Genomic DNA, 12,114 nt, shown 5'->3' with positions numbered 1-12,114 from the left:
GAAAGAAAAGTTTTAACTGAATTTTTAAGAGAAAAACAAAATGTTTTACCTAAATATTTTGACGAAACTCGTGACATTTTTGTAATTGAAGAGCTTAAAACTGCTTTTGATAACGGCGAATATATCCCTAAAGATGAAAGCGTACTTTTGAAACTTTATGAACAAGACGTTGCGATTGTAATTCCGCTTTATGCCAACAAAAAACCAGTTGGCTTTTTAGTCTTAGGCAATAAAAAGAACGGCGAACTATACACCAAGCAAGACATTGATACCCTCGCCATTATCTCTGATCAATCGGCAGTGGGAATAGCTAACGCGCAACTTTATGAAGAGCAAAGACAATTTGGCATTAAATTAGAACAAACGGTCAAGGAACGTACAGCAGAATTACAAGTCGCCAACAAAAAATTAACTGAATTAGATAAAGCCAAATCCGAATTTATCTCTATCGCCTCTCACCAACTGCGTACTCCCCTGACTGTTATCAAAGGTTATATCTCAATGATTTTGGAAGGTTCATTTGGTAAAACGTCTAAAGTTATTTCTGATAATTTAAATAAAGTCTACACGTCCAACGAACGGTTAATTGAATTAGTTGAAAACTTACTTGACATCTCCCGCATTGAATCAGGGCGGCAGGAATTTAACTTCACTACTTTGGATATGAAACATGAAGCTCAGGTGGTATATGAAGAATTAGAACAAAAAGCTAAGACCAAAGGTTTAGAATTTAAACTAGAAGCGCCGAAAGAAAAATTAGAAATTGTCGGCGATTCTGAAAAACTGCATGAAGTGATTATGAACTTTACCGATAATGCCGTGAAATACACTAAAGAGGGTTTTGTGCATATCACTTTGCGAAAAGACGGAGATAACATAATTTACGAAGTTAAAGATTCTGGCATTGGCATGAATGCTGAGGATAAAAAAGCGCTATTCAAAAAGTTCTCCCGGGCGGCCGGCACAAGCTTAGTTCATACAGAAGGCACCGGCTTGGGGCTGTACGTTGCCAAAATGATTATTGATACTCATAAAGGAGAAGTTGGCGCTGACTCTAAGGGACGCGGGAAAGGCTCAACATTTTGGTTCAGTATTCCGGTTAAAGGTAAGGGCGGAAAAGTTGGCCGGTTTAAAGTGGAGCGTAAAGAAGGCTCCATGGCCGCTAAGGATACTCCCGCTTAATTTCAAAATTCCCCCTCACCCCCGCCAAAGGCGGGCCGGCACACCCTCTCCCGCAAGGGAGAGGGACTATTTATTCCCCCATGTCATCCTCGTGCACACGGGGATCCAGAAATTTCAGGTTTTACCTGAAATTTTTTAACCCTTCCTTTGGCTAAAGCTGGACAAACAAAGATGGCCTTGGTATCATGCCCTTAACGGCGCGGATTGCGTCTTTTTTTGTTCAAAAAATTTTATTTGATTAAATAAAGGTATTAGTGTACACTTAAGGTACACTTAAATATTTAAACTGCTTTATATATGACTACCAAATTTATTGGGGTTAAAGAATTTCGCCAAAATATGGCAAAAATCTCAAACCAAGCCCGAAAAAAAAATCAACGTTTGATTGTTTTGCGTAAAAACCAACCTCTGTTTGAATTACGGCCTTTAACAGACGAAGAATCTTTAACTGAGACTTTGCGACGCGATATCGCCCAAGCCAAAAAAGATGTTAACCGCGGCAATCTTTATACTACTGCTGAAGCGGAAAAAATGTTGGGATTATGAATGAACGGGTATTTTATACGCGATCAGCTTTAAAAGACCTTGCCTTACTAGACAAAAACATCGCCCGCCGAATTATTGATAAGCTGAGTTGGTTTTCAGATCAGAAAAATCCGTTGCGGTTTGCCAAACGTCTTAAACAGCCCTTTAACGATCTTTATCGTTTTCGAATCGGCGATTACCGAGTAATATTTGAGTTGGGCAAAAAGCAAGAATATAAAATATTGATTATTTTAAGAATCAAATACCGCCGTGATGTATACGGATAAATTTACTGCCAACAGTGAAATCTCTCCTCCTCTTAATTTAGATGAACGCCTCCCTTGTTAAGGGGAGGTTAGGAGGGGTTATAACCCCCCCCCTAAATCCCCCCTTTTTTTAACCAGGGGATGATTTTTATTGATTTTAGCCATATTTACTATTTGCAATAGGCGATTTGCCACTCGCCATGTTGCTTTGACTAAAACAGCGGCATATACTAATATGTACCGTTCGTTGGAGTATGTGGCACTCTAACGGCGCAAGCAATCGCTCTTTAAAATCCCTCACGGGACGGAGGTACGCCATGCGCACAGCAATCAAAAGCCGTCTCGTGAAGTTCATGAGATGGTTTTCGCAAAGACTTATCAACTGGCAGATGGCCCTATGTGTTTTTCTGCTCGCAACCGTGGTTGCCGGATTCGGGGCATCCAAAGTTACTATGGAAGAAGACGCATCTGTTCCAACCCTAGTAACTGACAGCGACTCAGCACACTACTACCAGTGGTGGCGGTCTATATTTCCCAATGACAAAGGGACGCTCGTCGTTCTGATGGGCACTCAAGTACAGATCGCGAGTCAAGAAAGCTGGCTACTGCTAGCCGACATGACGGATGCACTTACAGAGCTCCCACTTGTAGAAAAAGTTGACTCCCTTGCCAATGCCACCCACATCACAGGTGCGTCAGATAGTGAGGAAGTCGATTTAGTTATTGGTGACTTCACCACGAGAGAGTTCATCGCTAGTGCGTCAGACGAAGACTGCGCACAACTCGTCGAACAAGCCCATCGGTACGACAGTTACCATGGCATCTTGATCAACGAGGACAAAACCGCTCTTGGCATCTTTGCTAGGGCAGTCGATGACACCAACGCGGTGGAATTCATCACACAGACGAAAGGGAGATTGGCCCAGTTCGAGGAACGCATTAACTCACTCGGCCTCACGGTCCAACAAACCGGCGAGTACCTTGTGAGTGAGCTAACCTCAAGGCTTACCGAACGCGCAGCTGCTCTTCTGGGGCTGGTCATGGGGCTCATGTTTGTGTCGGCTTCTGGACTAACAAAGTCATACCGCACCGGTTTAGTGGCTTTGTTGAACGGCATGTTTGGGGCACTAGTTTCTCTGGCGTTAATGGGGTTTACCAACACTCCATTCAACCCAGTCAACAGCCTGTGCCTCAACCCTGACATTTTCATCGGCACAGCCTTCACCATTTACGGCCACTCCTACACCCAGAGTGGTGATTTATGGGCTGGCTTCGTGCCGAAGAAGCTGCTTAAGCCGTTCAGCTTTGCGTTTCTCACAACTGCCATTGGGTTTGCATCGTTGGGATACGCGAGCCGAATACCCGCAGTGACCCAGTTCGGATGGTTTGGTGCCGCAGGTGTGTTGGGCTGTGCTTTTTCCACCCTCACCTTCGCTTTGCCAATCCTGTCTCGTCCAGTACGCGCAAAACGCTACGTAGCTGCAGGCCGAGTTTCGAGTGGCTTATTGCTCCGTGTCCTTACCAAGGCAAGGCGGATCAGCGTGCTGCTCGAACAGAAACTGTCGCAGGTTAAATTGCCTGAGCTTACCAAGCCGCAGGCAGTCGCCATGTTGATGGTAATAGCGCTCTACGGAGTGTTTGGCTATCAGCGCCTGGAAGTTAACTACCAGCCTCGGGGATACCCATCACCGAAGCTAGAGGTAAGCCAACGGTTGCAAGAAGTAGAGGATCGCTACGGCGTCAGCTACCTTCTGCAAGTGGTGTTGTCAGGTGACCGAAAGGATCCAAATTTCTACCGGAGAGTTCGCACTTTGACCCAGGCGTTGGAGCGTGATTACCCGGTGAAATTCCTAGACGTCTACCAGGCAATAGAAGCGGTCGACCAGGCCGTGGAACGTGCCGACACACCATTATGGAGTCGTCCAGGACTGACGCGGGAGATTCTCGCACAGTACTTTCTCCTTCTGGAATGGGGGGGGTTTGATACTGAGCCGCTTATCTCCTATGGCGGTGACGACGAACCCAGCATCCTGAACTTGACGGCCCTGTCTACCATCAAGACATCCGTTGGGTTTAATGAGCTAGACTCGGCTGGGGCCAAGTACGCTCAAGCCTTGGGGATTGATGACGCCTACCTTACCGGTAGCGCAGCAGAATTCTTCAGGTCAGGAGATGAGTTCACGGTCAGTAGTGTAAACGCAACGTTGCTTGCTGTAATAGTGATCTACGTAGCATTTCTGGTGCTGCTAAGATCACTGCGGCGGGCGACAATTGCAATCATCTGCAACATCGTGCCGGTTGTCCTGACGTTAGGCACGATGGGATGGGCAGGGATCAGCCTACAGCTTACAAGCTGCCTCATTACCAGTGTGGCGCTTGGGCTGGCAGTAGATGATACTGCGCACTACGTGGCGCGATATGGCGAGCACATCAACTTGGGTCTTTCCCCGCGTGCTGCCTCCCGACTGACGACCGCCGAACTGCGAGGGCCGATGATTTTCACTTCGGTGGTCATCGTCCTTGGTTCATCGGTTCTCAATCTGGCAGACCTGGTCCCCTACTGGACCTTCACTAGGGTATTGACCTTGGCAATGGCGCTGGCGCTGGCGACTGACCTCGTGTTGCTGCCCGCGTTACTTGTACACTTCGACCGCCCCCGGTTTATGGGTGCAGTGGTAAGCAAGCCTGCCGTGCCGACAAAACCAACGTCAACCATTCGTGAGTATGAGCCGGCATTGCCGTTTACTGTCATTGCAAGCGTTATCCGCGCGTGGCGACGACAGTTGGCAACGTCAGTAAGCTCTTAGCCGCCCCTAGACCTGTTTTGGAGGAAACAGTGAGGGCGGCTTTCGATTTTAGAAAACTTTTTTCCTTTAAAAATGAGGCGGTCCCGGGCGCGCGAAGCGACCGGGACCTTGAAGCAATTCGCCTCTACCCTATATAGGAGTGAGGCAAACGGTATCCGGCGTGACGGGGCGACTCCTGCCAATCCACACCTGAACCTCGCCATTAAGTGAGCCGTGTCGGCCGTGAAGAATGTACCCGCCTTCTGCGCAGGTCCAAACGTACCGCCGATTGTTGGCCGGCAACACTACCACCAAACGGTGGTAACGGTAAGGCTGCCAGGCTTCGCCATCAAACCACTCTGCTCGCCGGGCACAGATGCGATCCACCATGCCAGTTGTGCCTGGGTCTATCGCTGCCCGAACCTGCAAAGTCTGGTCAGATCCTTCTTGCAAGAGGACCTGTACCATGTGCGCATCTGGACTTTTGGCCACAGGCGACGGCAGCTTGACCCTGAGGGCTGGCTGTACTGTTACCATTGTGCAAATCCTCTGGCATTTGCCGGTTTGGGTGTAGCTGCAACCTACTGCATTATTTAATCGTTGTCAATTGATTTTACTAAGCATCAATGATACAATGCCCGCTACCCCACTTAGTCATTGCGAGGAGCATAGCGACGTGGCTACGTCAGACGGATCACGTAACATACCAAATAGCGGAATCGGGGATTGATCAATTAATTAAGTAACCCCTCCTCACCTCCCCTTAAATTAAGGGGAGGATTATAAAGGACATGAAAAAAACCTTAATTATAATATTTTCATTATCAATAATCTTATCGCCGCTGCATTTATCTTTTAGCGCAGTGCGGCTAATCAAATCGCCGATTAGCGATACGGTTTATTTTTTGGATGACAACGGCGTTCGCCACGCTTTTCCTAATGCCACAACTTACCAAAGCTGGTACGGGGATGATTTTTCCCAAATTGTAACTTTATCAGCCGAAACTATCGCGAGCTACCCACTTGGCCAAAACATTACTTTAAAGCCAGGCAAGCACTTAGCCAAAATTCAAAGCGCGCCGGAAGTGTACGTCATTGAACCAGGGGGTCTTTTAAGGCATGTGACGGAAGGAGAAATTTTACGAACTTGGTACGGGGATAATTGGCACAGCCGCTTAGTTGATATCCCGGAAGTGTTTTTTGATAATTATTTGATCGGCGAAGAAATTACACGCGATTTTCAAATCCCCAACGGCGTGCCGTATCAAATTACGGGCGATAATAAAATTTATTGGAAAGCAAAAAATATAATTAGAAACATCTCCGGGCAATTAAACGCCAACGGTTACAGCCAAAGCGATGTTATTTCTTCTGACCGGGTTTATACCGAACGCCGCCGGCCGACTACAGGCACTTTACCTGAAATTGCCGAACCAGGGGCTCAAGCATATATCCCAACTTTTGATTGCGAAGCGCATAACTTAAAAGCCGCCTTTTTATTTGTGACTCAAAACAATGCGCGGCTTACTGACATCAATAAAATTACTACCTTACAAAGCTCCATTAGCGAGGCTTTTAATTGGGCGACTAAAGACTTAGCCACGCTGGACGCGAACTACCCGTTAACCAATTTAAAAGACGACGGCTATTTACTTTCGCCCGGGCAAGACAATACCACCAAAATTTCAAACGAGGTTATTTTTACTTTCTTTGATAAGCATCCGGACGTATTTGATTTTCTAATAATTTTTACTGACTTTAATGTTTTTGATAGCAACACTACCGCAACTTACACGCCAGTGAGCAACCAAGTTCAGGGCCTGGGTAAAAGCCGGCTTAAAGCCCAAGATGTCTACGGTTCAATTGGCAAACTCAAAGGCATTGTGACTATGGGCAATATCAATAAATACGACATGGATAATGAAAGCGACTTAGCTTATACCCAAAATGTTTTATTGCATGAGATGGCACATTACCAAAGCGGCGCGGCCACTTTTGAATTAGATAATAACCCCGACCGGGCTGAGTTACTGCGTGAAGACAAAGGCCATTGGAGTAATTTTGTAAGCTTCGTCTCGCCGCTTGGCGGCCTTGGATATCGCGACAGCGGCGACGGCACTTTTTACCCAACTATTTTAGATTTAAACAATGTCCACAAGCGCCAATTTAGCGATTTGGATTTATACTTGATGGGCCTACTCCCGCCGCAAGTGATTGATCCGGTTTTTTACATTGAACCAAACTCCCAAGCAACAAATAACGGTAATGTATATACGCCTCAAAATGTAAACGTAATCTCAGGCACTAAGCACGAAGTTACAATTGACCAAATTATCTCTGGCTCTGGCGTGCGCCGATGTGTCTTAGAGTAATTGACAGCCAAAGCTTCAAATAGTAAGCTAGCATAGGTCTTAATTCTCTAAATCCAATCACAAGCAGAAAGGAGGGTTTTGAGATGACCGACCACGAAAGCCCTTCTTGGGCTTCTTTAGACTCTAACGGGAATAAGCTAGTCGATTGTCCGGGTTGCGGGACGCCGACCCCAAGTTGGTTACTGCAATTCAATATTCCGGAAATTAAAAGCAAAGTTTGTAACCGCTGCTACCAAAATCCGGGGCTCCGTCGACTAGTTGAGCCAAACGACCTGAGACAAGCCAAACCTTGTCCGGGCTGCGGAACAGAGTTGCCGAAAGGTTATCTGTTCCACTATCTGCCTGACTTCAGGGTAAAAGTTTGCTACGAGTGCAAATATCACCCTGAAAGGCGGACGCGGCTCAACGCAACCTTGAAAGAGGTGGAGCAGTTAACCGTATCGGTACGGCCGACTAAACGACGTGGGCCAAAAATGGACAAGTCGCCGTATGTTTGTCGGCATTGCCCAGAAGGCAAACGTCTAAAGCAAGGCCCGATCCGCTTCCTGCTACCTGGCCCCGAATGGCTGGAACCCGTGTGTGGTATTCACTACCGTGCGTATTTACGCCACACGGGCAGGCTGATTGTGGCATTACGGCAAGCTGCCTTGGTCAAGGCCGGCGTGATTAAGCGGCATACTGCTGACAGCGTACAGCTTCCAGGCAGTTCACCCAAACCGCAGTGTCGGCGATGCGGCAAGCCGCGAAAGCGTCGGTTGGTTTATCTTCTGCCCGGAGAAGAACATTTGCCCCCCGTGTGCAAATCCTGCCTCAATGAGGCAATGGAGCCGGCGGCTGCCCCTAAGCCGCTACGGCGAGCGCGGACAGAGTCAGTTGTTATGCGGCACACTCCAGGTGTTTGTTCACGCTGCGGCAAAAAACGTGACACGCCTCACGACTGGCCCGGCAACCCCGGCCTTTATATCTGCGAGTTTTGCCACGACACACTTCCGTTTGGTGTCAAACGAAACGTGGTCAAATTCGAGTGCAGAGCTCTGGATCAAGCGCCGGAACCAGAACCGCCGAAGCCGCGAAAGCGGTATAAGGTGGTGAAAAAAGGAGTCAAAAAACCGCCGGTCGAAATCAATGATGATGATTGGGCGGAAGAAAAAATAGAAAAGGAGCTGAGAGACCCAGCGACGGTTAAATCTCTTCACCAAATCCGCCAGGAGAGGGGTGAAAAAGAAGTAGCCGACGAAAAGGGCATCGCGCCAACGTTCGAGCCTCTCGTCGCTCGATTCAACCCAAATCCAAAAGGAGGTTAAGGCGATGATCGCCAACAGTAGAGACAAGCCTCGCCAGCGCTGTGCTAACCGCGGTGCGCCGGCGAGGTTTTCCATTTTTGGTAAAAAAACTTAAACGATTGTATAATAAATGCCATGACAAACCACGAACAAACTTGCTTATCGGTCGCTGAAGAGGAAGCCTATGAAGATATTCACGCCGCGCTAAAAAAGTTACTCGGTAAAAATTATACTAAAGCACCAATCATAATTGGCTACCCGCCAAGCCCTGAACTGGGCGATTTTGCGGTGCCCTTATTTCATTTAGCTAAAGAGCTAAAACGCAAACCGCAACAGTTGGCAGAAAAATTAGCGGCCGAATTTAAACCAACAAAATATTTATCAGCCGCGCGAGCAGCCGGCGGGTATTTAAATTTTTATGCCGACAAACCACAATTTGCCGAATTGATTTTGATGCAAATTTTGCACGAACGCTCACGCTACGGCAATAACGAATGCGGCGGTAACCAAAAAGTAATGTTGGAATACAGCCAACCAAACACACACAAGGAATTTCATATTGGCCATTTGCGCAACACTGTCCTTGGTATTAGCTTAACAAAAATTTTACAAGCTAATGATTATCAAGTAATTCAAGCGAATTACATCGGCGACACCGGCGCGCACATTGCTAAAAGCTTGTGGCTACTGCAACAAAAAGATTTTAACGAATTTAAACAAGCTAAAAATAAAGGGAAAGCGTTAGGGCAAAACTACTCTGAAGCCGTGAACAAATTAGAAGACCGGCCAGAAGCCAAGTTGGATGTGTCAGAAATTCACCGCAAGCTAGAAAACGGTAATCCGGAATTGACCAAGCTTTGGCAAGAAACGCGCGAATGGAGCTTGGATGAATTTAAAGAAATATACAAAGAGCTTGGCGCTAATTTTGACGTGTATTATTTTGAATCAGAAGTTGAGGACGACGGCAAAAAATTAGTGCAAGAACTTTTAGATAAAAAAATTCTGCAGGAAAGCGAGGGCGCTATAATTGCGGATTTGGAACAATACGGTTTAGGTGTTTTAATATTGTTGAAATCAGACGGCACAGCATCTTATGCCACCAAAGATTTGCCGTTAGCGATAAAAAAAGCTAAGCAGTACAAATTAGATCAAAGCTTATACCAAACGGATAACCGCCAATCATTATACTTTAAACAAATTTTTAAAATTTTGCAGTTAGCTGGATTTAAACCCGCGCTTAAACATTTACCTTACGAATTTGTTAATTTAAAAGAAGGCGCGATGTCGTCACGCAAAGGTAACATTGTGTCTTACTCTGAATTAAGGGATAAAGTTTTGGACCAAGCAGTTGCCGAAACCCAAAAACGTCATCCTGATTGGGACGGCAAACGCGTGATGAAATCGGCTCGGGCGATAACCATGGCCGCATTAAAATTTGACATGCTAAAACAAAATAAAAACTCTGTCATTACTTTTGATCCTGAAGCGGCTTTGCAATTTACCGGCGACACCGGACCGTATGTGCAATACACGCACGCGCGCATTTCCAGTATTTTACAAAAAGTTAAAAAACCAGTGAAATCCAAAGTTGACTTCAGCGTCTTCAAAGAAGTTAGTGAAGTTGAACTAATTAAAATGCTGGGGCAATTTCCACTGATTGTAAAAAAAGCGGCTGACGAATTTGAGCCGGCAGAAATCGCGCGCTATCTAATAGATATCAGTCAAGCCTTTTCCAGCTTTTATGAAAGTATTCCAATTTTAAAATCATCACCTAAAGAACAAAAGGCCAGATTGCTATTAGTTAATGGAGTTAAAACAACTTTGGCCAAGGGGTTAAATTTATTAGGCATTGAAGCGCCAGAAGAGATGTAACCCGATTGTCATCCTGAGGAGTCGAGTCCGACTCGACGACGTGAGGATCTCAGGAAGCTAGATTGCCACGTTGCTACGCTCCTCGCAATGACATACACACTATAACAGTGCTATACTAAAACTATGGCAAAAGCTAAAACCAAACCAACTATATTGATAGTTGAAGACGAAAACGCGCTATTAGATTTGTATCAAATCCGTTTAATTAAAGAAGGCTATAATGTCATTTTGGCCTCTAATGGCGAAGAAGGATTAAGCCAAGCGCTAAATCATTTGCCAAATTTAATTTTGCTTGATTTAGTTATGCCTCAAGTGGATGGCTATACACTAATCAGGGAATTGAAAGTAAACCCGTCAACCAAAAAAATCCCAATTGTAATTTTTTCAAATTTGTCGCAACCCTCTGAAGTGGAAAAAGGTTTAAAACTTGGCGCTCAAGATTACATTGTTAAATCAAACGTCACGCCATCTCAACTAGCGGAAAAGGTCAAGGTGCTTTTACCGCTCTAATTTTAGGCCCAACCTCTCCCAAGTTTTTATTTTTTTAAATATAATCATCGTACTAGTACGTTGATATAAATATATTTAAATCTGTAGTTTGTTATATAAAAAGAATCGGCCGGGCGCCCGTGTGGGCTCCCGGCCTGAGGTGATGACGGCCGCTACAGCGGGACTATGTCCTCAATGGGTAAGGACCCCAAACAGACACCATGCCCGCCGAGCGATTCGAGGGTCCGCCCGTCAGTGAATTCCACCGCCGACGAGCACACCTTCTTGACCGTGACCGGCACCTTTTCTCCGCTTTTCGTGCGGATAATAGCTGACGTTCCCGGAACCGCCAGGTTTCTGAATTCGGAATACGACATCCCGACCTCTTCAGTCATACGCCCTCCTGGTGCAAAGCACCATACAGCTAGAAAGCTTCCTACTGTTTTACCGCAGGATTAAAAAAAGGTCAACTATTATTGACGAAAGGACCCAAAGTTAGTAGTATAAATCCTACTTTATGACAAAACTTAGTGTCATTCCGGACTTGATCCGGAATCTCTATTAGATAGAGATCCTGAAACAATACCCAGTCAAGCTGAGCACATGGTTCAGGATGACAAATCTAAGATATTAATAACAATGCCAGACAAAAAACCTGATTTTGTTAAAAAAGAGGAAGCTATTCTAACTTTTTGGCAAAAGAATAAAATCTTTGAGAAATCAGTAGAAATGCGGCCGGCTAAACGGTCGTATGTTTTTTATGATGGGCCGCCGTTTGCCACCGGCACTCCGCACTACGGACATTTACCAGCTTCTTTTATAAAAGATGTAGTGCCCCGCTTTTGGACCATGCGCGGTCACCGGGTGGAACGCCGGTGGGGTTGGGATTGCCACGGGCTACCAATTGAAAACATTGTGGAACAAGAATTAAACTTGAAAACCAAAAAAGATATAGAAAAGCTCGGCATTAAAAAATTTAACCAAACGGCACGCGATTTAGTTTTACGTTACGCCGATGAGTGGCAAAAAGTAATACCGCGGCTTGGCCGATGGGTGGATATGGAAAATTCGTACAAAACCATGGATTTGGAATATATGGATTCGGTCTGGTGGGTGTTTAAACAACTTTGGGACAAAGGGTTGGTGTTTCAAGAACATCGTTCCATGCACATTTGTCCACGCTGCGAAACTACACTGTCTAATTTTGAAGTCACCCAAGGCTATAAAGATATTTCTGATCTTGCCGTCACCGTTAAATTCAAATTGAAAAATTTTGAACATGAAAGTAAGCCAGTGTATGCGCTTGCCTGGACTACGACGCCTTGGACGCTGCCCGGCA

11 protein-coding genes are annotated in these 12,114 nt (G+C 45.8%); 9 read left to right on the top strand and 2 right to left on the bottom strand.

What is annotated here, in order from left to right:
• From COT81_03395 to COT81_03380, 4 genes are all read left to right on the top strand, one after another.
• A partial coding sequence (locus COT81_03395) for a hypothetical protein (GenBank protein ID PIS05021.1) occupies positions 1–1,182 on the top strand: 1,182 nt, incomplete at its 5' end.
• A 297-nt stretch (positions 1,183–1,479) separates the two neighbouring features.
• Positions 1,480–1,728 (top strand): hypothetical protein, encoded by a 249-nt coding sequence (locus COT81_03390; protein ID PIS05020.1) that lies wholly within the window; start codon positions 1,480–1,482, stop codon positions 1,726–1,728.
• Entirely contained in the window at positions 1,725–1,994 is a 270-nt protein-coding gene (locus COT81_03385; GenBank protein PIS05019.1) for a type II toxin-antitoxin system mRNA interferase toxin, RelE/StbE family, read from the top strand. Before COT81_03390 ends, COT81_03385 begins: the two co-directional genes overlap by 4 nt.
• A gap of 296 nt (positions 1,995–2,290) precedes the next feature.
• Positions 2,291–4,780 (top strand): hypothetical protein, encoded by a 2,490-nt coding sequence (locus tag COT81_03380; GenBank protein ID PIS05018.1) that lies wholly within the window; start codon positions 2,291–2,293, stop codon positions 4,778–4,780.
• A gap of 129 nt (positions 4,781–4,909) precedes the next feature.
• Here the strand turns inward: COT81_03380 and COT81_03375 are convergent, their stop codons facing one another.
• A complete protein-coding gene (locus tag COT81_03375) occupies positions 4,910–5,296 on the bottom strand; it encodes a hypothetical protein (protein ID PIS05017.1) in 387 nt (128 codons plus the stop codon).
• 254 nt (positions 5,297–5,550) lie between these two features.
• On the opposite strand from COT81_03375, the gene COT81_03370 reads away from it, so the two are divergent.
• The 4 genes from COT81_03370 to COT81_03355 all read left to right on the top strand — a co-directional run bounded on the left by COT81_03370 (position 5,551) and on the right by COT81_03355 (position 10,796).
• The gene (locus COT81_03370; GenBank protein ID PIS05016.1) at positions 5,551–7,131 is read left to right on the top strand and encodes a hypothetical protein; all 1,581 of its coding nucleotides are present in this window, start codon (positions 5,551–5,553) and stop codon (positions 7,129–7,131) included.
• An 83-nt stretch (positions 7,132–7,214) separates the two neighbouring features.
• A complete protein-coding gene (locus COT81_03365) occupies positions 7,215–8,435 on the top strand; it encodes a hypothetical protein (GenBank protein ID PIS05015.1) in 1,221 nt (406 codons plus the stop codon).
• 114 nt (positions 8,436–8,549) lie between these two features.
• Positions 8,550–10,286 (top strand): arginine--tRNA ligase, encoded by a 1,737-nt coding sequence (argS, locus tag COT81_03360; protein ID PIS05014.1) that lies wholly within the window; start codon positions 8,550–8,552, stop codon positions 10,284–10,286.
• 123 nt (positions 10,287–10,409) lie between these two features.
• Positions 10,410–10,796, top strand: a complete 387-nt coding sequence (locus tag COT81_03355) for a response regulator (GenBank protein ID PIS05013.1) — start codon at positions 10,410–10,412, stop codon at positions 10,794–10,796.
• Between the two features lie 152 nt (positions 10,797–10,948).
• Here COT81_03355 and COT81_03350 read toward each other — a convergent pair whose 3' ends face one another.
• A complete protein-coding gene (locus tag COT81_03350; GenBank protein ID PIS05012.1) occupies positions 10,949–11,170 on the bottom strand; it encodes a hypothetical protein in 222 nt (73 codons plus the stop codon).
• 244 nt (positions 11,171–11,414) lie between these two features.
• Here COT81_03350 and COT81_03345 point away from each other — a divergent pair.
• The coding region (locus COT81_03345; protein PIS05011.1) for an isoleucine--tRNA ligase at positions 11,415–12,114 on the top strand (700 nt) is incomplete at its 3' end.

The organism is Candidatus Buchananbacteria bacterium CG10_big_fil_rev_8_21_14_0_10_42_9, from assembly GCA_002773845.1.
Lineage (GTDB): Bacteria > Patescibacteriota > Patescibacteriia > Buchananbacterales > 21-14-0-10-42-9 > 21-14-0-10-42-9.
This window is presented reverse-complemented; position numbering and strand designations above follow the sequence as displayed.